19 protein-coding genes and 1 pseudogene are annotated in these 23,664 nt (G+C 73.6%); 11 read left to right on the top strand and 9 right to left on the bottom strand.

What is annotated here, in order from left to right; all coding sequences use genetic code 11:
* Positions 1–73: 73 nt before the first annotated feature.
* Positions 74–460 (bottom strand): MGMT family protein, encoded by a 387-nt coding sequence (locus I3F58_RS17565; protein ID WP_240109593.1) that lies wholly within the window; start codon positions 458–460, stop codon positions 74–76.
* A 188-nt stretch (positions 461–648) separates the two neighbouring features.
* Between I3F58_RS17565 and I3F58_RS17560 the strand changes: the two genes are divergently transcribed.
* The 6 genes from I3F58_RS17560 to I3F58_RS17535 all read left to right on the top strand — a co-directional run bounded on the left by I3F58_RS17560 (position 649) and on the right by I3F58_RS17535 (position 10,003).
* Positions 649–3,498 (top strand): lysylphosphatidylglycerol synthase domain-containing protein, encoded by a 2,850-nt coding sequence (locus I3F58_RS17560; RefSeq protein WP_240109561.1) that lies wholly within the window; start codon positions 649–651, stop codon positions 3,496–3,498.
* 120 nt (positions 3,499–3,618) lie between these two features.
* Positions 3,619–4,029, top strand: a complete 411-nt coding sequence (locus tag I3F58_RS17555; RefSeq protein WP_240109560.1) for a molybdopterin-binding protein — start codon at positions 3,619–3,621, stop codon at positions 4,027–4,029.
* Between the two features lie 19 nt (positions 4,030–4,048).
* On the top strand, positions 4,049–4,798 hold the full coding sequence (modA, locus tag I3F58_RS17550) for a molybdate ABC transporter substrate-binding protein (protein ID WP_240109559.1): 750 nt from the start codon (positions 4,049–4,051) through the stop codon (positions 4,796–4,798).
* A complete protein-coding gene (locus tag I3F58_RS17545) occupies positions 4,795–6,759 on the top strand; it encodes an ABC transporter permease (RefSeq protein WP_374207991.1) in 1,965 nt (654 codons plus the stop codon). The genes modA and I3F58_RS17545 overlap by 4 nt, the downstream gene beginning before the upstream one ends.
* A 95-nt stretch (positions 6,760–6,854) precedes the next feature.
* Positions 6,855–8,435 carry an alpha/beta hydrolase gene (locus I3F58_RS17540; protein WP_240109557.1) on the top strand — a complete coding sequence of 527 codons (1,581 nt, stop codon included), beginning with the start codon at positions 6,855–6,857 and terminating at the stop codon, positions 8,433–8,435.
* 62 nt (positions 8,436–8,497) lie between these two features.
* Entirely contained in the window at positions 8,498–10,003 is a 1,506-nt protein-coding gene (locus I3F58_RS17535; RefSeq protein WP_240109556.1) for an alpha/beta hydrolase, read from the top strand.
* A gap of 115 nt (positions 10,004–10,118) precedes the next feature.
* Here I3F58_RS17535 and moeZ read toward each other — a convergent pair whose 3' ends face one another.
* The 7 genes from moeZ to I3F58_RS17500 all read right to left on the bottom strand — a co-directional run bounded on the left by moeZ (position 10,119) and on the right by I3F58_RS17500 (position 18,527).
* Entirely contained in the window at positions 10,119–11,297 is a 1,179-nt protein-coding gene (moeZ, locus tag I3F58_RS17530; RefSeq protein WP_240109555.1) for an adenylyltransferase/sulfurtransferase MoeZ, read from the bottom strand.
* 85 nt (positions 11,298–11,382) lie between these two features.
* Positions 11,383–12,156, bottom strand: a complete 774-nt coding sequence (locus I3F58_RS17525; RefSeq protein WP_240109554.1) for a spherulation-specific family 4 protein — start codon at positions 12,154–12,156, stop codon at positions 11,383–11,385.
* Positions 12,144–13,118 (bottom strand): NAD(P)-dependent oxidoreductase, encoded by a 975-nt coding sequence (locus tag I3F58_RS17520; protein WP_240109553.1) that lies wholly within the window; start codon positions 13,116–13,118, stop codon positions 12,144–12,146. The genes I3F58_RS17525 and I3F58_RS17520 overlap by 13 nt, the downstream gene beginning before the upstream one ends.
* 180 nt (positions 13,119–13,298) lie before the next feature.
* On the bottom strand, positions 13,299–14,390 hold the full coding sequence (locus tag I3F58_RS17515) for a hypothetical protein (protein WP_240109552.1): 1,092 nt from the start codon (positions 14,388–14,390) through the stop codon (positions 13,299–13,301).
* Positions 14,383–16,065 carry a DUF3492 domain-containing protein gene (locus I3F58_RS17510; RefSeq protein WP_240109551.1) on the bottom strand — a complete coding sequence of 561 codons (1,683 nt, stop codon included), beginning with the start codon at positions 16,063–16,065 and terminating at the stop codon, positions 14,383–14,385. Before I3F58_RS17510 ends, I3F58_RS17515 begins: the two co-directional genes overlap by 8 nt.
* A gap of 190 nt (positions 16,066–16,255) precedes the next feature.
* The gene (locus I3F58_RS17505) at positions 16,256–17,521 is read right to left on the bottom strand and encodes a DUF3152 domain-containing protein (protein WP_240109550.1); all 1,266 of its coding nucleotides are present in this window, start codon (positions 17,519–17,521) and stop codon (positions 16,256–16,258) included.
* Between the two features lie 7 nt (positions 17,522–17,528).
* Entirely contained in the window at positions 17,529–18,527 is a 999-nt protein-coding gene (locus I3F58_RS17500) for an alpha/beta fold hydrolase (protein WP_240109549.1), read from the bottom strand.
* 159 nt (positions 18,528–18,686) lie between these two features.
* Between I3F58_RS17500 and I3F58_RS17495 the strand changes: the two genes are divergently transcribed.
* The 4 genes from I3F58_RS17495 (at position 18,687) to I3F58_RS17480 (ending at position 20,643) form a co-directional block, all read left to right on the top strand.
* Positions 18,687–18,920, top strand: coding sequence for a hypothetical protein (locus I3F58_RS17495; RefSeq protein ID WP_240109548.1), 234 nt, complete (start codon positions 18,687–18,689; stop codon positions 18,918–18,920).
* A 208-nt stretch (positions 18,921–19,128) separates the two neighbouring features.
* Positions 19,129–19,770: a TetR/AcrR family transcriptional regulator gene (locus I3F58_RS17490; protein WP_240109547.1), complete on the top strand. Its 642-nt coding sequence runs from the start codon at positions 19,129–19,131 to the stop codon at positions 19,768–19,770.
* 142 nt (positions 19,771–19,912) lie between these two features.
* Positions 19,913–20,140, top strand: coding sequence for a DUF3107 domain-containing protein (locus I3F58_RS17485; RefSeq protein ID WP_240109546.1), 228 nt, complete (start codon positions 19,913–19,915; stop codon positions 20,138–20,140).
* A 194-nt stretch (positions 20,141–20,334) separates the two neighbouring features.
* Positions 20,335–20,643, top strand: coding sequence for a hypothetical protein (locus I3F58_RS17480; RefSeq protein ID WP_240109545.1), 309 nt, complete (start codon positions 20,335–20,337; stop codon positions 20,641–20,643).
* 16 nt (positions 20,644–20,659) lie between these two features.
* On the opposite strand, the gene I3F58_RS17475 is transcribed toward I3F58_RS17480, so the two are convergent.
* A complete protein-coding gene (locus tag I3F58_RS17475) occupies positions 20,660–21,406 on the bottom strand; it encodes a ferritin-like fold-containing protein (RefSeq protein ID WP_240109544.1) in 747 nt (248 codons plus the stop codon).
* Positions 21,407–21,903: 497 nt separating this feature from the next.
* Here I3F58_RS17475 and I3F58_RS17470 point away from each other — a divergent pair.
* A pseudogene (locus tag I3F58_RS17470) lies at positions 21,904–23,217 on the top strand (DEAD/DEAH box helicase); the annotation flags it as partial.
* Positions 23,218–23,664: the final 447 nt, after the last annotated feature.

Raw genomic sequence — 23,664 nt, 5'->3', positions numbered from 1 at the left:
TGTCGCCGGTGGGTGTCGCGAGGGTGAAGGAGCGGTGGTGAGTGGGCACCGGCCCGCCGGATGGCGGAAGCTGTCAATTGTGGGCCATCGAGCGGCCGGGGTCGTCGCCGTCCCATCTGGCCCGGCGCATGTCGAGGCGCGGCAGATGGGTCCCGTCGGTGTGCGCCGCGGCCGCGTCCCTCAGCGGTGTGCCCTCCCCGCGGTAGTGGGCGAGCGCCCGCAGTTCGTGGCCGGGCAGCAGCCTGCCGTCGGCCCGTACGACCCGCCACCAGGGCACTCCGCCGCCGTACAGCGCCATCACGCGCCCCACCTGACGGGGCCCTCCCTCTCCCAGCCACTCCGCGACGTCCCCGTAGGTCATCACCCGGCCGGGCGGGATGGACTCCGCGGTCTCCAGTACGCGCTCCGCGTAGTCGGGCAGCCGGTCGGCGGCCCGCTGCCCGGGGTCCTCGGCCTCCATGTCTCCCACGGCCTCCTCGGCGGTCTTCCGGTCCATCCGGTCCATCCTGCACCACGCGCACGACTGCGACAGCGACCCGGTCGGCCGACCCTGATGCGGTCCTGCGCCTCCCGGTCATGCCACCATCTTCCGGGCGGTGACTGGTGATACGAGATCAAGAAGAGTCAGAGAAGGCGGAGGGACAGGACGTGCAGCCTGCGGAGACGGCGAGCACTCCTGACGCCGAGCCACACCCGGAAACCGGTTCCCGCTCCCCCGGCGGTCTGACGCCGAACGGCTCCGGCAGGGGCGCCGCCGACGGCGGTCCGACGCCGAGCGGCCCGGCGCCGAGCGGCCGCAGCAACGGCGTCCGTGCCAGGAGCGGCACGACCGGGAACGGCTCCGCCGACAACGGCCCCGGCGACGGCGGAACCGGTGGCGGAGACTCCGCCGCCGACGGTCCGAACGACCGGGTCGACGGCGACGAACCCCTGCTCGCCGCACGCGTGCACCGGCCGTCCGACCTCCTCCGCCTCCTCGTCGGCGTCCTCTGCATCGCCGTCGTCCTCGCCATCGCCGCGTTCGCGCACGGCACGACGACCGGCCTGGAGGAGGACATCACCAAGGGCACCGGACAGGCGCCCGACGTGTTCGTCAAGGTCGCGGGGCTGGTGTCCAGCATCGCCGTGCTGCTCGTCCCCGTGGCGTTCGCGATCGAGCGGCTCATCAAACGGGACGGCCTGCGCATCGCTGACGGCGTCCTCGCGGCCGTCCTCGCGCACGGGGTGACCCTCGCCACGGACCTGTGGGTGGCCAGAGCCGCCCCCGGCACCATCCAGGACGCGCTGACCCGCCCCCAGACCGGCGGCGGGCTCACCGACCCGGTCCACGGCTACCTCGCCCCGGTGATCGCGTACATGGCGGCCGTGGGCATGGCCCGGAGACCGCGCTGGCGGTTCCTGCTGTGGACGGTGATCCTGCTCGACGCGTTCACGATGCTCGTCGCCGGTTACACGACCCCGCTCTCGATCATCCTGACGATCCTGATCGGCTGGACCGTCGCGTACGGCACCCTCTACACCGTCGGCACCCCCAACGTCCGCCCCACCGGCCAGACCCTGCTGGCCGGGCTGCGCCACGTGGGTTTCCGCCCGGTGTCGGCCATGCGAGCGGAAGCCGGGGTTCCGGAGACCGCCGAGCAGGGCGACCGGGGCCGCCGCTACATCGTGACCCTGGAGGAGGGCTCCCCCCTCGACGTGACCGTCGTCGACCGGGAGCAGCAGGCGCACGGCTTCTTCTACCGGGTCTGGCGCCGCCTCACCCTGCGCGGCTTCACCACCCGCCGCTCCATCCAGTCGCTGCGCCAGGCACTGGAGCAGGAGGCGCTGCTGGCGTACGCGGCGATCGCGGCCGGGGCGAACGCGCCGAAGCTGATCGCGACATCCGAGCTGGGCCCGGACGCCGTGATGCTGGTGTATGAGCACCGGGCGGGCCGGCCGTTGGACTCGCTGGCCGACGCGGAGGTCACCGACCAGGTGATGCGGGGCTGCTGGGAGCAGGTCAGAGCCCTGCAGTCCCGCCGTATCGCGCACCGCAGGCTGGCAGGCGACGCCCTGCTGGTGGATCGTTCCGGCAAGGTGGTGATCACGGATCTGCGGGGCGGTGAGATCGCCGCCGGAGACCTGATCCTGCGCATGGACATCGCGCAGCTGCTGACGACACTGGGACTGCGCGTGGGCGCCGAGCGGGCGGTGGCGGTGGCCCTGGAGGTGCTGGGGCCGGACAAGGTCGCGGACTGCCTGCCGCTGCTCCAGCCGATCGCGCTGTCCCGGTCCACCCGCGCGACGCTGCGCCGGCTGGCCCGCGAGCGGTCCCAGCGGCAGCGGGACGCCTTGCTGAAGGCCTCGGAGTCCGCCAAGCAGGCCCGGCTCGCCACTTCCGGGGCGGCGGGTGAGGGCCAGGCCCCCACGAAGGCGGACCGCAAGGCCGCCCGGGCGGAGAAGCAGGCCGAGAAGCGGGCCCTGGAGGACGCCCTGCACGGGGCCCGGGAGGAGGACCTGCTGGCGCAGATCCGCCGCCAGGTGCTGCTGATCCGGCCACAGGCACCGGTCGAGCCGGTGCGCCTGGAGCGGATCAGGCCGCGCACGCTCATCAGTCTCCTCGCGGGCGCCGTCGCCGCCTACTTCCTGCTGTCGCAGATCGCCAGCGTCCCGCTGTCGAGCATCCGCGACGCTTCGTGGGGCTGGGTGACGGCAGCCGCCGTGTTCTCGGCGCTGACGTACCTCGCGGCGGCGATGAGCCTGCTGGGCTTCGTACCGGAGCGGGTGTCCGCCCGGCGGACGGTCGTGGCGCAGGTGGCCGGGTCGTTCGTGAAGATCGTCGCTCCGGCGGCGGTCGGCGGTGTGGCGCTGAACACGCGGTTCCTGCAGAGGTCCGGGATCCGGCCGGGCCTGGCGGTCGCCAGTGTCGGAGCCTCCCAGCTGTTCGGTCTGGGCGCGCACATCCTGCTTCTGCTGCTGTTCGGCTATCTGACCGGGACGGAACGGTCGCAGGGTGACCTGACGCCGTCCCGGTCGGTCATCGCGGGCCTGCTGACGATCGCGGTGCTGGTGCTGGTCGTGACGGCGATCCCGGCGCTGCGCAAGTTCGTGTCGACACGGCTGCGGTCGCTGTTCGCGGGGGTCGTGCCGCGCATGCTGGACGTGCTCCAGCGGCCGGGGAAGCTACTCACCGGCATCGGCGGCATGCTCTTGCTGACGGCGATGTTCGTGCTGTGCCTGGACGCGTCGATCCGGGCGTTCGCGGACGGGGAGCAGCCGCTGAGCTACGCCAGCCTCGCCGTGGTGTTCCTCGCGGGCAACGCGATCGGCTCGGCCGCTCCGACACCGGGCGGTGTGGGCGCCGTCGAGGGCGCCCTGTACGGCGGTCTGCTGCTGGCCGGCGTACCGAGCGAGGTGGCGGCGCCCGCGGTGCTGCTGTACCGGCTGCTGACGCTGTGGCTGCCGGTGCTGCCGGGCTGGTTCTCGTTCAACTACCTGACCCGGAAGGGCGCGCTGTAGCCCACCCCGGACGGACGCACCCCGCCTCGCTGTAGGTTCCCACCACGAGGGTTGCATCTCCCAGGCAGATCCCATGATCTTGCTTGCAGATGCGGCCTACACGAGCCTACATTGCCGCACATGCGGTCACCCATCAGGTCCTACAGCACACAGCAGGCGGCCCGGCTCCTCGGCGTGAGCGCCGACACCGTGCGCCGCTGGGCCGACGCCGGACGGCTGCCCACCCGCCGGGACGAGACGGGCCGGCGGCTCGTCGACGGCCCGGACCTGGCGGCGTTCGCCGTCGGGCTGGCCCGGCAGGCGGAGACCGAGCCCGGCGAGGCGCCCTACACCAGCGCACGCAACGCGTTCGCGGGCATCGTCACGGCCGTGAAGCTCGGGGACGTGGCCGCACAGGTGGAGATCCAGGCCGGTCCGCACCGCCTGGTGTCCCTGCTCACCCGTGAGGCCGTGGAGGAGCTGGGCCTGGAGGTGGGCGTCGAGGCGGTGGCGCGGGTGAAGTCGACCAATGTCCACATCGACCGGGTCTGAGCGGCGCAGGAGGGCTGTCATGCGACGTTCCACGGGCGCACTGCTCGCCGCCGTGCTGCTCGTCCCGCTGGCCGCGTGCGGCGGTTCCGGCGGCGGCACGGGCGACCGCCAGGTGACCGTCCTGGCCGCGGCCTCCCTGACGGACGTGTTCGAGGACGTCGGCGCCGCCTACGAGAAGGAGCACCCGGGCACGAAGATCGTGTTCTCCTTCGCCGGATCCCAGGAGCTGGCCTCCCAGGTGCGGCAGGGCGCGCCCGGCGACGTCCTCGTGACCGCCGACACCACGACCATGGACGGCCTCGCGGACGAGACGGGCGATCCCGTCGTCATCGCCCGCAACAAGCTCACCATCGCGACCGCCAAGGGCAACCCCGAGGGCATCGGCGGCCTGGAGGACCTGGCCCGCGGCGACCTGAAGGTGGTGCTCGCCGCGCCCGAGGTGCCCGTGGGGCGGTACGGCAGGCAGATCCTGGACCGGGCCGGGGTGGAGGTGCGCCCGGTCTCCGAGGAGCCGAACGTGCGGGCCGTGCTCGGCAAGGTCCGGCTGGGCGAGGCGGACGCGGGACTCGTGTACGCCACCGACGCCGCGGCGGCCGGCGGAGAGGTCGGCACCGTCGCCGTGCCGGACGCGCAGAACGCCGTCGCGTCGTACCCGGCGGCGGCCCTCGACGGCTCGGAGGACGCCGAGGCCGCCGACGGGTTCGTGACCTGGCTGCGGTCGGCGGCCGCGCGGCGGCTGCTGGCCGAGGCGGGCTTCGAGACGCCATGAGACGCCGCATGCGCGGGCTCCCCCGCCGCGTCCCCGTCGCGCTGGCGCTGCCCGCCCTGCTGGCGGTGGTCTTCCTGCTGGTGCCGCTCGCGGGGGTGCTGGCCAACGCGCCCTGGGCGGGCCTCCCCGGGCGGTTGACGGCTCCCGCGGTACGGGAGGCGCTCGGGCTGTCGCTGGTCGTGTCGGGCTGGGCCCTGCTGCTGTCCCTGCTGCTCGGGGTGCCGCTGGCCTGGCTGCTGGCCCGCGTGGACTTCCCCGGCAAGGCGCTCGTACGGGTGCTGGTGATGCTGCCGATGGTGCTGCCGCCCACCGTGGCGGGCGTGGCGCTGCTCCAGGGGTTCGGGCGGCGCGGGCTGCTGGGCGGGATGCTGAACGACTGGTTCGGGGTGACGCTGCCGTTCACGACGGGGGGCGCGGTGCTGGCGGCGGCGTTCGTGTCGATGCCGTTCCTGGTGATCAGCCTGGAGGGCGCGCTGGCGGGGCTGCACCCGCGGTACGAGGAGACCGCGGCGTCACTGGGCGCCGGACCGCTGCGGGCGTTCTTCACGGTGACCGTGCCGATGGCGGGCCCCGGGCTGGTGGCGGGCGCCGCGCTGTGCTGGGCGCGGGCGCTGGGCGAGTTCGGCGCGACGATCACGTTCGCGGGGAACCTGCCGGGCGTCACCCAGACCCTGCCGCTCCAGGTGTACCTGCTGCTCCAGAACGACCCGGAGGGCGCGGTCGCGGTCTCGCTGCTGCTGCTCGTCGTGGCGACGGCGGTGCTGGTGGCGCTGCGAGGGCGTTGGCTCGGGGCGCGCGAGGCGGCTAGGGCGCCGGAGGACTCCGCCGCGCCGGAGCCTCCCGGCCCGCCGGGGCCCGCCGACACACTCACGGCCGCCGCGGGTGCCCCGCAGGAGACCGGTGAAGCCTGGCCCCTCACCGCCACGGTCACCGGAGCCGTCCGCATCGTCCTGGACGTGCCCGCCGGGACGACCGTCGCCGTGGTCGGGCCGAACGGCGCCGGGAAGACCACCCTCCTGCGCGCCCTGCTGGGCCTCACCCCCCGGGCCGTGGCCTCGTCCGTGCGGCTCGGGGGCGCCGAGCTCGCCGACACGCCGCCGCACCGCCGGGGCATCGCGTGGGTGCCGCAGGACGGAGCCCTGTTCCCGCACCTGTCGGCCCTGGCCAACACCGCGTACGGGCTCCGCGCCCAGGGTGTCTCCCGGGCCCACGCGCGCGCGGCGGCGGGCCGGCGGCTGGACCGGCTGGGCGTCGGTCCGCTCGCCCACCGCAGACCCGGCCAGCTCTCCGGGGGCCAGGCCCAGCGGGTCGCACTGGCCCGGGCGCTCGCCGCGCGGCCCAGGCTGCTGCTGCTGGACGAGCCGCTCGCCGCGCTGGACCAGACGACCCGCGCGCGTGTACGGCACACCCTGCGGCAGCATCTCGCGGGGTTCCCGGGGGTGTGCCTGATCGTGACGCACGACCCGGTGGAGGCGGTGTCGCTGGCCGACCGGGTGCTGGTCCTGGAGGACGGCCGCCTCGTCCAGTACGCCGAACCCGCGGAGGTGGCCCGGCACCCGCGCTCCCCGTGGGTGGCCCGCATGCTGGGCCGCAACGCCTGGCCGGGCACGGTACGGGACGGGAGCCTCGCCCTGGACGGCGGGGACGCCCTGCTGGTCACCGCCGTGTCGCCGGCGCCCCCGGACGGGGCGTCCGCCCTCGCGGTGGTCGCGCCCGAGGCGGTGTCCCTGCACCGGGCGCGGCCCTCCGGCAGCAGCCCGCGCAATGTGTGGCAGGGCGTGGTCCGGGAGCTGACCGCCCATGGGGCGCGGCTGCGGGTGCTGGTGTCGGGTGCGCCGGGGCCCGGGCTCGACGTGGTCGCGGAGGTGACGCCGGGCGCGGTGGCGGAACTGGGCATCGCGGAGGGGGTGGAGCTGTGGGTGAGCGTGAAGGCGACGGAGGTCACGGTGGTGCCTCTGTAGAAGCTGGGCAGCGGGTCCGGGGCGGCCCCCGGACCGACCACCCGCATGGGTGCCCGTCGCAGGCGGCCTGCCCGCCGCCCGTCGAGCATGGGCCTATGCCGATCACTCGCCCTGCAAGGCGTACCCCCGCCGTCCTACTCGCCGCCGCCGCGGTGCTCGTCGCCGCGGCCTGCGGCAACGGCGGCGGCGGTGAGCCCCCGGACGGCGGCGAGAGCGCGCTGGAGGACCTCGCCCAGCAGGAGCTGTCCTGGCACCGGTGCACGGCGTCCCCGGTGTCCGAGGGCAACCAGCCGCCGCCCAGTCCGCTCCCGGACGGCACGGTCTGGGAGTGCGCGTTCATGGAGGCGCCGCTCGACTACACGGACCCCGGCGGCGAGACGATCGAGCTGGGCCTGATCCGGGCCAAGGCCCGCGACCAGTCCCGGAGGATCGGTTCGCTCATCTTCAACTTCGGCGGACCCGGCGGCTCCGGCATCACCGGGCTGCCCGCCTTCGCGCCCGACTACGAGACCCTGCGCAGCCGCTACGACCTGGTCAGCTTCGACCCGCGCGGGGTGGGCCGCAGCCAGGGCGTGGAGTGTCTGGACGACCGCGAACTCGACGCGTTCTTCGCACAGGACGCCACCCCGGACGACGCCGCGGAGGAGCGGAACCTCACGGATCGGCTCAAGAAGTACGCGGACGCCTGCGAGGACAACTCCGGCGCGATCCTGCCCTTCGTCGGCACCGAGAACGCCGCCCGGGACCTCGACCTGATGCGGCAGGTCCTGGGCGACGCCAAGCTGTACTACTTCGGCATCTCGTACGGCACCGAACTGGGCGCCGTCTACGCGCACATGTTCCCCACCACCGTCGGCCGGGCCGTACTGGACGCGGTCGTCGACCCCGGGGGGACCTCCGCCGACGGGGCACTGGGCCAGGCCAAGGGCTTCCAGCTCGCCCTGGACAACTTCGCGGAGGACTGCGTCGCGCGCGGCGACGAATGCCCGCTGCCGGGCAGCACCCCCGCCGAGATCGAGGGCTCCGTCATCGACCTGCTGGCCCGGCTCGACCAGCAGCCGATCGAGGGCATCGGCACTCGTGAACTGACCCAGACCCAGGCCGCCAACGGCATCGCCCAGGCCCTGTACTCCCAGGACTTCTGGCCCTTCCTCGAAGAGGCCCTGGACGAGGCGGGCGGCGGCAACGGGGCCCTCCTGATGGCCCTGTCGGACTCGCTGAACGGCCGCGACGAGAACGGCCAGTACAACAACCTCCAGGCGGCGAACGCGGCCATCAACTGCGTGGACGACAGGCAGCGGTTCACCGTGGACCAGGTGAAGGAGCGGCTGCCGGAGTTCCGGGAGGCCTCCCCGGTGTTCGGCGACTACCTGGGCTGGGGGCTGCTGGGCTGCTCCCGGTGGCCGGTGCCGGGCACCTGGGACCACCCGGAGGTCAGCGCCCCGGGCGCGCCGCCGATCCTGGTCGTCGGCACCACCGGCGACCCGGCCACACCGTTCGAGGGCACGGCGGCGATGGCCGAGGCGCTGGGTGAGGGCGTGGGCGTCCAGGTCACGTACCGGGGTGAGGGGCACGGCGCGTACAACAGCGGCGACCGCTGCGTGCAGCGTGTGGTCAACGCGTACCTGCTCGCCGGGACCGTCCCGAAGAACGGCACGGTCTGCCCCTCGGCCTAGGATGGCCCCCACGTCGGACGCATCGCCGTCGGACCGCCACGGCAGAGCGCGAGGAGCACACCATGGGGGGACCCAGGCCGACACGGATTCGTACGGGAGCGGCGGTCGCGGCCGCGCTGCTCCTGGCGGGCGCCGTCACCGGCTGTGAGCTGGGCGGCGGAGCCACCGGCGACGGGAAGGACACGGGTTCCCTCACGTGGGGTCCGTGCGAGGCGCGCGACGGCGGCGAACCGCCGTCCGCGGAGTGGAGCTGTGCGACGGCCACCGTGCCGGTCGACCACGCGAAGCCGGACGGCGAGAAGATGCCGGTCGCGCTGATCCGCAAGGCGGCGACCCGCAAGAGCGAACGCATCGGCTCCCTGCTGTTCAACTTCGGCGGACCCGGCGCGTCCGGGGTGGAGCAGCTTTCCGCGCAGGCGACCGCGTACACGAACCTGAACACCCGTTACGACCTGGTCGGCTTCGACCCTCGCGGGGTCGGCGGCAGTTCGGCCGTGGTGTGCTGGGGCGACGCGGAGCAGGAGAAGTCGCTGACGGAGACGGACGCGACGCCGGACACCCCGGCCGAGGAGGCCGCCCTCATCGGCAGCGCCGAGGACTTCAGCAGCGCGTGCTCCCGCAGGGCCGGGAAGCTGCTCCCCCACCTCACCACCTCGAACACCGCGCGGGACCTGGACCTCGTCCGGCAGGCGCTCGGCGACGGCAAACTGCACTACCTGGGGTTCTCGTACGGCACGGAGCTGGGCGCCGTCTATGCCCACCTGTTCCCGGAGAAGGTGGGGCGGCTCGTCCTGGACGCGGTCGTCGACCCGACGGCCGACACCGCCGGTCACGCCCGCCACCAGACCATCGGCTTCCAGCGGGCGCTGAACAACTACTTCACGAAGAACGGCGAGAAGCCGGAGGCCGGCACCGCACGGCTGGCGGCGCTGCTGGAGCGGCTCGACAGCGAGCCGCTCCCCACCAGCAGCGGACGCCGGGTGACCGAGAGTCTGGCCGTCACGGGCATGGCTGCCGCGCTCTACTCCGAGGAGAGCTGGCCGTATCTGACGCAGGCTCTGAAGGAGGCGGAGAGAGGCAACGGGAACACGCTTCTGGCCCTCGCGGACCTGTACACCGACCGGGACGCGAGCGGCCACTACAGCACCATGGCCCACTCCCAGCGGGCGATCTCCTGTGCCGACAACAGCGAGCGGCCGACCGTCGACGACGCTCGGGGGCTGCTGCCCGAGTTCACCCGGATCTCCCCCGTGTTCGGGGCGTTCCTGGCCTGGGACACCGCCTCCTGGTGCGCCGGCTGGCCCGCCGCGGGTGAGCGCGTCACCCCCGACGTCAGCGCCCCCGGCGCCGCGCCGATCCTGGTCGTCGGGACGACCGGCGACTCGGCCACCCCGTACGAGGGAGCGAAGATCATGGCGAGGGAGCTGGGCGACGGCGTCGGCGTGCTCGTCACCAACGAGGGCGAGGGACACGGCGCGTACGGCTCCGGCGCCTGCGTGACCCGGGTGACGGACGACTACCTGCTGAAGGGCGTCGTGCCGGAGAACGGCACGACCTGCCAGGGCTGAGCCCCCGGGACCACGAGCGGGAGGGGCCGGGCCGCAGTCCGCGGCCCGGCCCCTCCCGTACTGCCGGGGCGTGTCCAGCCGTGACCGGCACGGCTGAGACGTGTACGCCCAGAGCTCAGTACACCGGCTTGTGCGGCTCGATCTGGTTGACCCAGCCGATGACGCCGCCGCCGACGTGCACCGCGTCGGAGAAGCCCGCGGACTTCAGCACAGCCAGGACTTCCGCACTGCGGACACCCGTCTTGCAATGCAAGACGATCTTCCTGTCCTGCGGCAGGTCCTGGAGGGCGCCGCCCATCAGGAACTCGTTCTTCGGGATCAGGCGGGCGCCCGGGATCGAGACGATCTCGTACTCGTTGACCTCGCGGACATCGATGATGTCGATGTTCTCGCCCTCGTCGATCCACTCCTTGAGCTGCTTCGGAGTGATCGTCGAGTCGGCCGCCGCCTGCTGCGCCTCCTCGGACACGACGCCGCAGAAGGCCTCGTAGTCGATGAGTTCGGTGACGGTGGGGTTCTCGCCGCAGACCGCGCAGTTCGGGTCCTTGCGGACCTTGACCTGGCGGTACTGCATCTCCAGGGCGTCATAGATCATCAGTCGGCCGACCAGCGGGTCGCCCACCCCGGCCAGGACCTTGATGGCCTCGGTGACCTGGATGGAGCCGATGGACGCGCACAGCACGCCCAGCACACCGCCCTCGGCGCAGGAGGGGACCATGCCCGGCGGCGGGGGCTCCGGGTAGAGGCAGCGGTAGCAGGGGCCGTACTCGGACCAGAACACCGACGCCTGACCGTCGAAGCGGTAGATGGAGCCCCAGACGTACGGCTTGTTGAGCAGCACGCACGCGTCGTTGACCAGGTAGCGGGTCGCGAAGTTGTCCGTGCCGTCGACGATCAGGTCGTACTGGCCGAAGATGTCCATCACGTTGTCGGCTTCGAGCCGCTCCTCGTGAAGGATCACGTTCACGTACGGGTTGATGCCCAGGACGGAGTCACGTGCGGACTCCGCCTTGGAGCGGCCGATGTCGGACTGGCTGTGGATGATCTGGCGCTGCAGGTTCGACTCGTCGACCTCGTCGAACTCCACGATGCCGAGCGTGCCCACACCGGCCGCGGCCAGGTACATCAGGGCGGGCGAGCCGAGGCCGCCGGCGCCCACGCACAGCACCTTGGCGTTCTTCAGCCGCTTCTGTCCGTCCATCCCCACGTCGGGGATGATCAGATGGCGGGAGTACCTGCGGACCTCGTCTACGGTGAGCTCGGCAGCCGGCTCGACCAGGGGTGGCAGCGACACGGGGACTCCGTTGGTCGTATGTCAGTACGGGACTACCCCCGCTCGGGCGGGGACTACGTTTCCCGTAACACTGCCACGGCCCTCCTCATTCCGAGACACCTGGTCCGATCTGCGAGACGATTTCGTCCCAGTAGCCGGGCAGCGCCGTGAATGCCGCACTTTGCCCGACTCCTTCACTTATGCGGTCGGTGAAGAAGATCGTCCCTGCACCCTGCCAGCGGGCGATGCGCATCGCCTCCTCCAGGTGGGTGCGCGGTACTCCGTGGACGAGGTGCGCGAACCGCTCCGGCGGATGGTCGGCGGTCCATGGATCGGCCTGTGACCAGCGGTATTCGGTCCAGGGGCCGGAGAACGTCACCAACTGGTCCGCGATCTCCGCATAGCCCGGGTACGGGTGCGCGCCGTGCCCCAGCACCAGATGGCAGCCGTCCGCGGCGTCCAGCACGGTCTCCAGGGTCGCGGTGAGCCGCCGCACCTCGGCCAGGTCTTCCCGCTCTGTGGGACAGCTGTCCAGCAGGTAACCGGCCACGTGGTACCAGTCGAGGTAGCGGTGGGCGTCGGACACCAGGTCGCCGAAGGGCCGGGCCGCGCCGGACGCGTCCCGCATCGCGAGATGGCCCAGCACGCGGACCCCGGCGTCCCGCAGCGCCCCCGCGGCCTTCAGGCAGTACGGGTCGGGCCGGTACCCGGGGCCGTCCGCGACATTGAGCACGGCCCAGTGCAGCGGGGTGCCCGGCCGGGCCAGCTCGGCCCACTCCACCGGCGCGAGCAGCGGGTGCGCGTACCCGGGGATCCCGATGCCCAGCCTCTCGGCTCCCGTGGCCGACAGGTCCGCCCCGGCAGCGGTCAGATGCGGCATGCCGCCTCCATCCAGATGTCCGCCAAGGACTCCTCCAGGCTGATGCGGGGACGCCACCCGAGCCGGTCGCGGGCGGTGCGGACGTCCGCCTGCTGCCAGGAGCCGCAGCCGTCCGGGTACGGATGGGCCGGGGGGGCCGCCATGCCCAGGTGTGTGTGGTCACCGAGGCTGTCGGCGCGCTGCGCGGCGATGGCGGGCCGGGTGAGCGGACCGTCCAGCTCGTGCAGGGCGCCGGTGTACCCGGCGACCCGGGACAGGACGGCGGCCGCGTCCCTGAGCCTTACGGCGCGGCCGGTGCCGATGTTGACGACGCCCTGGGCGGCGGACAGCGAGGCCGCGTGCACGGCCCGGGCCACGTCCCGTACGTCGACGAAGTCCCGTTGCACACCGAGTCCGCCGAGCTTCAGCTCGCCGTCGCCGGACTGCATGGCCCGCCGCATGGCCTCGGCGAGCCGCCCGAGCGGCGAACCGGCCGGGGTTCCGGGCCCGACGGGTGAGAACACCCGCAGGACGACCGCGTCGAGCCCGGAGCCGAGGACCAGTTCTGTCGCGGCCAGCTTGGACACACCGTACGGCCCGCCGGGGCGCGGCACCGCGTCCTCGGCGGTGGACGAGCCGGGCTGCGCGGGCCCGTACTCGGAGGCACAGCCGACCTGCACCATGCGGGCCCCGCAGCGGCTGCGGCGCAGCGCCTCGCAGACGGTGGCGACGGCCACGGTGTTGTGCCGGGTCAGGTCACGGGCGCCGCCGCGGGTGGCTCCCGCGCAGTTGATGACGACACCCGGGTGGACGGCGTCCAGGAACCGGGTGAGGGCGCCGGGGCTGCCGCTGGCCAGGTCGAAGCGCACATCGGAGTCGTCGCGGCGGCCGAGGGCGGTCAGGTGCACCGCCGGGTCGGCCAGCAGCCGGTCCGCGACGAAGCGGCCGATGAATCCCGTGGCGCCGAGCAGCAGCACCCTCATCGCGCGCCCCCTTCGCGCCGGCGGTCGGCCGAGATCGGAAATTGGGGGGTCATGTGGCATGTCTCCTTGGTCGACGGAAGGTGGGGAGCAGGACGGACAGGACGGACAGGACGGAGAGTCACGGGGACGAGGGCACCGGCCTTGTACGAGGACGGGCCCGGGGTCCGATCGGCAGAGGTCTCAGAGTCGTCGGGTGTGCGCGGAGGCACGCGAGAGCACCGCCGCCGCGTGGACCAGCAGGGCCAGCGCGGCGGCGCCGCAGGCGAGCGTCGGCACGGCGGCGGGCCCCCAGGCGTCCACGACGGCCCGCACCGGCACGCCCAGCGCACCGCCCCCCGGCAGCCGCCCGGCCAGGACGGACACACAGGCCAGCCCCTCGGCGGCGCATGCGGCGCCGAGCCCCGCGGAAGCGGCCTCCGCGTACCCGTGCACGGCCAGCAGCCGGGCCAGGAACAGCAGCAGACCCAGGGCGACGGCCGGGGCGAACGCGCCGGGCACCGTGCCGGGCACCAGCCGGGCCAGCGCCAGCAGTCCGGCCAGCGCGCAGAGCTGGAGGGCGACGACGGCCAGCAGCAGAGGGCGGGCCCGGGCCGTGAAGTCGGTGAGCCCGCGGCTCCCGGCGAGCCTGCGCCCGGCCCGTACGGCGTACAGCCGGGCGCATCCGGCGGCGGGCGGCACCGCGAGCGCCAGCCCCAGCACCGCCCCGGTGGCGGGGGACCACGTCCGGTCGACCCCGCCCCGGAGCAGCTGGCCCAGCAGTCCGTCCCCGAACGCCGCGTACAGCACGAGCAGCGGTGTCCACACCGGCATCCCGGGCACCCCCCGCCCCGGCGCCCGCAGGGGACCCCGCCGCACACACCACACCCCGGCCCCGACGAGACCCAGCGCACCCGCGGTGGTGAGGGCGAGCCGCAGGGGTCCGGTGGTCAGGGCGTGACCGGCCGCGGTGAGCCCGCAGACGGCTCCGGGCAGCAGTGCGGCGGGCAGCCACGGCCGCTCGGGTTCGCCCGCCCGGTCCCGGCCGGGCGCGGCGTCCGGGGCGGCGGCCCCGCCCCGGGGCACGCGCGCGTACAGCTCCTCCGCGAGGGAGAACACGTCCCGGTGGCGGAAGCGGGCGGCGGTCCGGTCGGTGACCCCGTGGGCTTCGAGACCTGCGGCGATCTCCAGTGGGTCGACGGCCCGTTCACACAGGTCACGGTGGCGGTGCAGGAGCACCTTCACGGGGTCGACGGGCCCGCGCGGCGGGGCCGTGGCGGCGCGGCTCTCAGACATGGACACCCTCCGCGACCGTGGCGGCCCAGGCGGGCGCGGGGCGCGGGGCGGCCGTCCAACGGCCGGCCACATGGGCCTCGGCGGGATGGGCGAACGGCACGGGCCAGCCGTACGGGCTCTCGGTCTCCCGGCGCACGGGCGCGAGGGCCAGGAGTTCGAGGTAGAGGGCGCGGAACGCGGCGAGGTTCTGCTCGACGGTGAAGAGTTCCAGCGCACGGGCGCGGGCGGCGGCCCCGAGCCGCTGCCGGCGCTCCGGATCGCGCAACAGCGCGAGGCAGGCGTCCGCGAGCGCCCGCGGGTTGCGCGGGGGCACGACCAGGCCCGTGCCGCCGATGACCTCCACGACCGCCCCGACGTCGGTCGAGACGGTGGCCCGGCCGCAGAGCATGGCTTCGATGAGGCCGACCGGGAAGCCCTCGACGACACTGGAGAGCACACTCACTGACCCGGCGGCGTAGGCGTCGGCCAGGTCGGGGGCCTCGGGGCCGCCGATCTCCTCGAACGAGACGGGATTGTCCCCGACCGCGTGCGCGCCGGCGGCCTCGTCGGGGAACAGCTGGGCGGCCAGCCCCCTGCAGTGGGCGAGATAGCCGCCGGCCTCCCGGTCCCGCACGGGGGCGGCGATGATCCGCAGCCGGGTGTGCGGAAGCTGCTTGCGGATCTCGCCGAACGCGTGGAGGAGTCCGACGAGGTCCTTGGCGGGTTCGACGCGCCCGACCCATACGACGGTCCGGCCGTCGCCCGCGCCGCCCTCGTCCGCCCGGTCCCCTACGGCGGCGAACCGTTCCGCTTCGACCCCGGGGTAGACCGTCCGGATCCTGGCCCGGTCGGCACCGCATCGCTCCTGCCAGCGGCGGGCGTGCGTGTTGCCGGGCGTCAGGGCGTCCGCCTGGCGGTAGACCTCGGTGGTGAGCCGCCTCTGGAAGGCGGCGAGGAGGGTACGCAGGGGCGGGCTGTCCGGGGTTCCGGCGGCGGTCAGGTAGTGGGCGCGCAGCTGTACGCCGTACTCGGTGACCAGGAGCGGGACCCCGAAGAAGCGTTTGGCCACCAGCCCGGGCAGGGCCGCCGCGCCGCTGGACGCGGCGTGGCACAGGTCGGTGGAACCGAGACCGTCCGCCGTGTCGTACCAGTCGAGCGACAGGGGCCGCAGGGCGCGTTCGAGCCGGTCGGCGAAGGCGAGGTAGTCGGGGACGGTCGCGGGGTGCACGCTCCGGTGTGCGCCGGGAGCCCGGCAGGCGGCCTCCAGCACGCGGGCGGCGCTCTCAGAGCGGAGGGCGGCGCACAGTCCGCCGCGCTCGCGGGCGAGGTCCGCGAGCCCGTAGAGCCCGGAGGCGAACCGGGCGGCGAGCGGGTCGTCACCGGTCCCGCCCGCGGCCTGCGGGGTGCGGCTCAGGGCGGTGACGAGATCGGCCAGGTGGGTGGTGAAGCGGCGGCGGTCGCGGCGCCCGTAGGTGCGGCCGTCGTCGGCGGGCGCCCACAGGGGCGCGGTCCGTACGAGCCGCACGTTCGCGGGCTGCCGGAACGGTCCGCCACCGCCCCGGGTGCCGGCGCTGCGGCTCAGCGCGTAGACGTCGAACTCGTGCTGCGCGAGCCCGCGCACGAGCCGGTCACACCAGACCCTGGACTCACTCGACGCATACGGATAGCCACCCTCTGTGAGCACTCCGATTCGCACGAGTACACCCCCGATCTCCCTTGTGTGCGGCCGCCGTTGGTCCGGCGACTCGCGGCGGGACGACGGTAAGCGGACAGAGCGGTGGCGCGGCGGACGGTTGTCCATCGCGCCACCGGAAGGGGTGAATGCACGTAACTTTCGCGCGCTGGTAGCGTTCTGTTGCGCTAGACCGGGTATTGGTCACACTCCGTCAGGCTGACGGGTACACCCAGGGGTTGGGACGGCAGGTCACGCCGCCGATCTCCAGGGTCTTCGTCTGCTGCTGCATCACCGGAGCGAGCGCGTTCTGCTTGCGGCAGGTCTCGTGGTTGTGACCGAGACGGTGACCCACCTCGTGGTTGATCAGCATCTGCCGGTACGCGAGCATCGCGTCGGGCCCGAAGGTGTCCGCGCCCTGCGCCCAGCGCCAGGCGTTGATCATGATGCGCCGGGTGGCGGCGGAGTCGCACGAGACGTTGTCGACCGTGGTGTCGAGCCCGGACTTGGCGCACCAGACGCCGGTCGTGCCGGGGCTGGCGAGGGTGATCACGAACTCCGGCTGCCCGCTGGAGATCCGCTCGAAGGTCATGACCCCGTCGTGGGCCCAGCTCCGGTCGTCGTTGAGGGTGTCCTGCACGGCCCGCGCGAACAGCTCGGAGTCCAGGCCGAGGCCCTTCTCCACGTCGATCCGGTAACGCACCTTGCGTCCCTTGCCGGGCGCGGGGTCGGTCCCGCCGACGGCCTCGAACTCGCCGGACCCCTTCAGCTCGGGGTCGAGGTCGAACTGGAGGGCCATCAGCTCCTCGTACGTGGGTGGCGGGGGCTTCTCGGGCGACGCGGACGCCGACGGCGACGCCACCCCTTCGGACGGGGTGGGCCGCTGGTCCGACCGCGAAACGGAGTCCGCGTCACCGGGCCGCATGGCGGCGTCGACCGGCGACACGGCCTGCCCGTCCCTCCTCTGCCCGTCGGCCACCTGCCCGGCCACGACGAACGCGAGCACGGTGGTGACGGCGGCGGCGGCGATGCCGGTGAACGTACGCCCCAGGCCGGACCCGCCCTCCCGGCCGCCGGCCGGGAGGGCGGCGTCCGGGGCCTTCGCGCCGCCTTCCGCCCTGCCGTCGGGACCCCCGGCGGGATCGCCCGCCCCGCCCGAGGGCGGCGGCCCGTCGAACGCCTCGACGAACTCCTGCCGGGGCCCCGGCACCCGTGGCGGCGACTGCGCGGTCCGCGGCGCGGCTGCCGCGTACGGCCCGGCCCCCCAGCCACCGCCCGGCTCCCTCTGCTCGGGGTGCCCGCCGCGGACGGGGCGCGCCGGATCGGGACCGGCCCCCTGCGACCGTGCCCTCTCCTGATACGCCGCGCCCTGGTACGGCTCCTCCGCCTGCGGCTTGCGGCGCCGCCCCGTACCCGTGCCCACCGCGCCGCTCCGCGGGGGTGTCGCGGAGCGGCCGCCTTTGCGGCTGTGCCGTCCCACGCCCCGCTCAGCTCCCCGCCGGCCCGCCGGGACGCTCCCGGCCGGCCGGTTCGTGCTCGGTGACCAGCTCCCGTACCGCGCGGGCGACCGTCTCGGGGTACTCCATCATCGCGACATGCCCCGCCTCCGGCAGCGTCAGCAGCCTCGCGTCCCGGAACGCGGCCGCCGCCTTGCCGGCCATCCGGTACGAGACGAGCTGGTCGCGCCCGCCGTACACCAGCAGCGTCGGTGCGAGCACCCGCTCGGCCTGCCGCCACAGGTTGTGCTGGCCGCCCAGCGTGTACGCGTCGACGATGCCGCGCGCCGAGCGGGCCATCGCGTCCCAGAAGTACGGGAGCTCAAGGCGCCGCTCCATCTCCTCGACGGCGGCGCGCCGTGCGTCCTCGGTGACCCGGCGGGGGTCCCCGTAACAGAGCGAGAGGACACCCTGCACGTGCTGCTCGGGCGTCCACTCCCGGGTCATCCTGGCGAACACCCGGGAGACGCCCGGCACCGCGAGCATCGCGGTGGGCCACGCGTTGCGCTGGGCCCTGAGCTCGGGCAGCGCGGGCGAGACGAGCGTCAGTGTGCGCACGAGGTCGGGACGGACGGCCGCGACCCGGGTGGCGACGGCGCCGCCGAGCGAGTTGCCGATCAGATGGACCGGACCCCGGTCGCCGCTGTCCAGCAGCCGGATGACGGCCCGGGCGTGTCCGGTCACCGAGTAGTTGCCGTCGTCCGGCGGCAGCGAGTCACCGAAGCCGGGCAGATCGACGGCCTCGCCGTCCAGCAGGTCGTCGAGCAGCGGCATGAGCGCCGACCAGTTCTGCGAGGAGCCGCCGAGCCCGTGCACGTACAGGGCGGGGGCCCTGCCGGGGTCCTCGGCGGGACGGAAGCGTACGTTCAGCCTCAGGCCCGGCAGTGCCACGGAGCGCAGTCTCTCGCCGTCCCCGACCCGGACGGAGCGGACCGGGGGAGCCGCTGCGGCGATGGCGGACGCGGACGCGGGCAGCTCGGTCGAAGACATGCGGCAATGTTACGAGACGATCACGCCCGATTCGGTGTGTCTGCGGTCACACATCGCGTAGCGCGGGAAGAGGCCAGCCCATAGGCTCGTTACAGGGCCTCGCGCCACACCCCGGAGCGGGCCTCCCGAGCAGGGTGGACAGCAGGGAAAGGGGACCTCATGAGCGTCGATCCCACGGATCCCGAGACGCGAGCGGAGCCGGGCGAGGAGAACGGCGCGGGAGTGATCACCGAGGACGAGGAGAGCCCCGAGGCCGACGTGGCGGAGCAGCACGCGGACCTCCGCCAGGAGCAGGACGACCCGCTGACCCGGATCGACCCGTCGACGGCCAACGAGGCGGACGCGGCGGAGCAGTCCCGGGTCGTCCAGCTGGACGAGGACGACTACCGCTGACCAGCTGCATCACTCACGATCGGCGCCCGCTTCGCCACACTTTGACCGGTCCTCGCTCGCCCCGTAGCGGTTCAAGATTGAAGCACCATCTGTCGCCGGCGTCCGGTACGTGAAATTCTGCGCTCGCGGCGCGCACAGCCGGGTTACCCGAAAGTACGATGGCGGGCGCGGCGCACAGCGCACATGTGGATCGATTTTGGGAGGCGGCGTGACAGCCATCGAGCAGACAGAGGCAGCACGCCCTAGAGGCACCCGCCTGCCGCGCCGAGCCCGACGCAACCAGCTTCTGGGCGCTGCCCAGGAGGTCTTCGTCGCCCAGGGTTACCACGCGGCGGCGATGGACGACATCGCGGAGCGGGCGGGCGTCAGCAAGCCCGTCCTCTACCAGCACTTCCCGGGGAAGCTGGAGCTGTACCTGGCGCTGCTGGACCAGCACTGCGAGTCGCTGCTGGTGGCGGTGCGCACCGCACTCGGCTCCACGACGGACAACAAGCAGCGCGTGGCTGCGACGATGGACGCCTACTTCGCGTACGTGGAGGACGAGGGCGGCGCCTTCCGGCTGGTCTTCGAGTCGGACCTGACGAACGAGCCCGCCGTGCGGGAGCGCGTCGAGCGGGTGTCGCAGCAGTGCGCGGAGGCGATCTCCGAGGTGATCGCGGAGGACACGGGGCTGTCGAAGGACGAGTCGATGCTGCTGGCCGTGGGGCTGGGCGGGGTGTCCCAGGTGGTGGCCCGGCACTGGCTGGCCAGCGAGTCGCCGGTGCCGCGCGACCGCGCTGTGGAGCTGCTGACCTCCCTGGCCTGGCGGGGCATCGCCGGGTTCCCGCTGCACGGGACCGAGGGGACCTGAACCCCCTCCGGGACTTCCGGTGGCGCCGCTGTTCGCTGTTGGCGTGCGCGGCCGGGCCGTGGGGCGTCCCCTCTCCGGGCTAATGTGTGCAGCGTACGGCGCGGCTGGCCGCGCATCGCTGACCGTTCGGAGGGACATAGCCGTGGAGGTCAAGATCGGCGTGCAGCACGCGCCCCGGGAGATCGTTCTGGAGAGCGGGCAGTCCGCCGAGGACGTCGAGCGTCTGGTGGCGGAGGCACTGTCGGGCAAGGCGCAGCTGCTGAGCCTGACCGACGAGAAGGGCCGCAAGGTGCTCGTGCCGGCCGACCGGCTCGCGTATGTGGAGATCGGTGAGCCCACGGTGCGCCGGGTGGGCTTCGGCGCGCTCTGAGCTGCGGAACGTGGGCGAAGGCCCGGCGGGATGATCCGCCGGGCCTTCGTGCTGTCCGGCCGCGTTGTGGTCCGACCGGGTGAAGAGAGCCGCCGGGACGGCCGGGACGGGCGGGGGAGGGTTGCGTTCCGGGGGTGTCGGGTAGGACGGGAACGACCGTTCTGACCCGCCCCGCCGTCCGCGAGGTGATGTGTGTGTACTGGGAAGCTCTCGGCTCCGTCCTCCTGGGACTCGCCCTGGCCTGGGCGGCCCTCCACCGACTGGCCGACCGGCTTCCGTCGCGGAGCGCCGTCCTGGTGACCGGGGTGCTGGGTGCCCTGTTCGGCGCGCTGGTCACGCACTCCGCGCTGGGCCCCGGCCAGGTGCCGGGCACGCTCGCCGGTGCGGCTGCGATCAGCGCCGTACTGCTGTCGCTGCTGATCAGGCCGGCGAGGCGCCGGCTGCGCCGACGCGCGGCGGCGCGGCCGGCCACCGCGCCGCCGGAGACGGCGCCCACCTGCTGAGTAGCCGAGACCGCCGCTAGGAGGCCAGGCCCAGCGCGGCCATGCGCTTCGTGTGGGCCTTGGTGATCCGCGAGAACATCTCGCCCACCGCCGCCAGGTCGAAGCCGTCCGCGACCCCGCCGACCAGCATCGTCGACAGCGCGTCGCGCTCCGCGACCACCCGCTGGGCCTGGGAGAGCGCCTCGCCCATCAGCCGCCGCGCCCAGAGCGCGAGCCGCCCGCCGACGCGCGGGTCCGCCTCGATCGCCGCCCGGACCTTCTCCACCGCGAAGTTGCCGTGGCCCGTGTCGTCCAGCACGCCCAGCACCAGAGCGCAGGTGTCGGAGTCCAGCCGGGTGGCGACCTCGCGGTAGAAGTCGCTGGCGATCGAATCGCCGACGTATGCCTTGACCAGGCCCTCCAGCCAGTCGGAGGGTGCGGTCTGGGCGTGGAAGTCGTCCAGGTGCCTGGCGAACGGCTCCATGGCGGCGGTCGGCTCCTCACCGATCGCGGCGAGCCGGTCCCGCAGCCGCTCGAAATGCGCGAACTCGGCCGACGCCATCTTGGCCAGCTCCGCCTTGTCCGCCAGGGACGGGGCCAGCTTGGCGTCCTCCGCGAGGCGCTCGAAAGCCGCGAGTTCGCCGTACGCGAGTACGCCGAGCAGATCGACGATCGCCTCGCGGTAGCGGGGGTCGGCGGACGCCCCGGCCCAGTCCTTGGCGGCGATCCCGGTGGGCTCTTCTGTCTCCGCGGCGGCGGCGGTGGCGTTGTCAGGCGTCTCCATGGTCCGGAGAATAGCCCGCCCGACAGGTCCTCGAAGGCCCTGGTCAGTGAGTGTGACGTGGCCCTCCTTGTGAATTGGCCCAACACACCTGCGCGAATCCGGGGTACAGTGATAAAGCGCCTGTCGAGTATGCGGACACGCTGTGCTGTGCGCCGCACGCGCTCGGTGGGCCGTTTCATGAATGAGGATGCCCGGTCGGTGGCCCGATCGGCTCCGACCCGACAGCCCTCCGTGCGCCCTCGCACCGAGGGGCCCCTCAGCGGTATGACGCTAGAGCGACGGCAGTGGTCCCGCGCCATCCGGCCGCGTTCCCTGGCCGGCGGTCGACTCCGGACCGGCGTGGTCAAGACCCCCAGCGTTCGCCTCATACCGCGGCTCACAGAAGAGGCGACACCCTGACTACGCAGCCTACGACTTTCCGAGAGCTCGGGATCCTTCCCGAGACCGCCGAGGCCCTTGAGGCCGTCGGCATCGTCACCCCCTTCCCCATCCAGGAGATGACCCTCCCGGTCGCACTCTCCGGCACGGACGTCATCGGCCAGGCCAAGACCGGCACCGGCAAGACCCTCGGTTTCGGTCTGCCGCTGCTGGAGCGGGTCACCGTCCCCGCGGACGTCGAGGCCGGCCGGGCCGAGCCCGGGCAGCTGACCGACACCCCGCAGGCGCTCGTCGTCGTTCCGACGCGCGAGCTGTGCACCCAGGTCACCAACGACCTGCTGACCGCGGGCAAGGTCCGTAACGTCCGCGTACTCGCGATCTACGGCGGCCGGGCGTACGAGCCTCAGGTCGAGGCCCTCAAGAAGGGTGTCGACGTGGTCGTCGGCACGCCGGGGCGCCTGCTGGACCTGGCCGGGCAGAAGAAGCTGAACCTGGCGCACGTCCGGACCCTCGTCCTCGACGAGGCGGACGAGATGCTCGACCTGGGCTTCCTGCCGGATGTCGAGAAGATCATCGACATGCTTCCGGTGAAGCGCCAGACCATGCTGTTCTCCGCGACCATGCCGGGCGCGGTCATCGGACTGGCCCGCCGCTACATGTCGCAGCCCACGCACATCCGCGCCACCGCGCCGGACGACGAGGGCGCGACGGTCGCCAACATCACCCAGCACGTGTACCGCGCGCACTCCATGGACAAGCCGGAGATGGTCGCGCGCATCCTGCAGGCCGAGAGCAGGGGGCTTGCGATGGTCTTCTGCCGCACCAAGCGGACGGCGGCGGACATCGCGGAGCAGCTGGAGCGGCGTGGCTTCGCGTCCGGCGCCGTGCACGGCGACCTGGGCCAGGGCGCCCGCGAGCAGGCGCTGCGGGCGTTCCGCAACGGCAAGGTCGACGTGCTCGTCTGCACCGATGTCGCGGCGCGCGGCATCGACGTCGAGGGCGTCACGCATGTGATCAACTACCAGTCGCCCGAGGACGAGAAGACGTACCTCCACCGGGTGGGCCGTACCGGCCGCGCGGGCGCGGCCGGTACGGCGATCACGCTCGTCGACTGGGACGACATCCCGCGCTGGCAGCTGATCAACAAGGCGCTGGAGCTGGACTTCAACGACCCGGTCGAGACGTACTCGACGTCGCCGCACCTCTACGAGGACCTCGGCATCCCGGAGGGCACGAAGGGCGTCCTGCCGCGCGCCGAGCGCACCCGCGCCGGGCTGGACGCGGAGGAGCTGGAGGACCTCGGCGAGCCGGGCAGCCGTGGCCGCGGAGGCCGCGCGGGGCGCGGGCGCGAGCGCGAGCGCGAGGAGGAGCGCCCGGCAGCGCCGCCCCGGTCCCCGCGCCGCGCCTCCGCGGAGCGCAGGCGGACCCGCGGCACCCGCCTCACCCACGCCCTCACCGGCCTGCGGTCGCCGCCCTGCGGGATGGGGTGCCCCGCAGCGGTGGGGTCCCCTGCCTGAGTGCAGCCGAGGCCCGGGGGGTGAGGGGAGCCGCACCACACGCGGACCCGCACGAGCCGTCGTGAGGAGGTGAACCCCCGGAGCGCCCCGACGCACCTGCCGCCGGGAGGCGCGGCACCCCCCCGGCGGAGGATCCGTGCACGGCGGGAGGGCACCCGCAGGGTCCCGCCGGGACCGGACCGGCCACCCGCACGGGGAAAACGCGACGCCCCTGCCGCCTCGGGCGAGGGGCAGGGGCGTCGGGACGACCTGGTCAGGCGTCCGGGGTGGACGGCTTGCGGGTGCGGCGGCGGCGCGGCTTGGGAGCTGCCTCCGCCGCGGGCTCCGCAGCGGGGGCGGCGGCCGCAGTCGCGGCCTCCGCGG

This window comes from Streptomyces sp. MUM 203J, from assembly GCF_022414595.1.
Classification (GTDB): Bacteria; Actinomycetota; Actinomycetes; order Streptomycetales; family Streptomycetaceae; genus Streptomyces.
Note: the sequence above shows the minus strand (reverse complement) of the source record. Positions and strands in the feature narration are given on the sequence as shown.

Coding starts and splice junctions, on each gene's coding strand:
- I3F58_RS17565 (WP_240109593.1), bottom strand. CDS start 460: ATGGAGGCCGAGGACCCCGGGCAGCGGGCCGCCGACCGGCTGCCCGAC.
- I3F58_RS17555 (WP_240109560.1), top strand. CDS start 3,619: ATGCGGTCACCCATCAGGTCCTACAGCACACAGCAGGCGGCCCGGCTC.
- modA (WP_240109559.1), top strand. CDS start 4,049: ATGCGACGTTCCACGGGCGCACTGCTCGCCGCCGTGCTGCTCGTCCCG.
- I3F58_RS17545 (WP_374207991.1), top strand. CDS start 4,795: ATGAGACGCCGCATGCGCGGGCTCCCCCGCCGCGTCCCCGTCGCGCTG.
- I3F58_RS17540 (WP_240109557.1), top strand. CDS start 6,855: ATGCCGATCACTCGCCCTGCAAGGCGTACCCCCGCCGTCCTACTCGCC.
- I3F58_RS17535 (WP_240109556.1), top strand. CDS start 8,498: ATGGGGGGACCCAGGCCGACACGGATTCGTACGGGAGCGGCGGTCGCG.
- I3F58_RS17525 (WP_240109554.1), bottom strand. CDS start 12,156: ATGCCGCATCTGACCGCTGCCGGGGCGGACCTGTCGGCCACGGGAGCC.
- I3F58_RS17520 (WP_240109553.1), bottom strand. CDS start 13,118: ATGAGGGTGCTGCTGCTCGGCGCCACGGGATTCATCGGCCGCTTCGTC.
- I3F58_RS17515 (WP_240109552.1), bottom strand. CDS start 14,390: ATGTCTGAGAGCCGCGCCGCCACGGCCCCGCCGCGCGGGCCCGTCGAC.
- I3F58_RS17500 (WP_240109549.1), bottom strand. CDS start 18,527: ATGTCTTCGACCGAGCTGCCCGCGTCCGCGTCCGCCATCGCCGCAGCG.
- I3F58_RS17495 (WP_240109548.1), top strand. CDS start 18,687: ATGAGCGTCGATCCCACGGATCCCGAGACGCGAGCGGAGCCGGGCGAG.
- I3F58_RS17475 (WP_240109544.1), bottom strand. CDS start 21,406: ATGGAGACGCCTGACAACGCCACCGCCGCCGCCGCGGAGACAGAAGAG.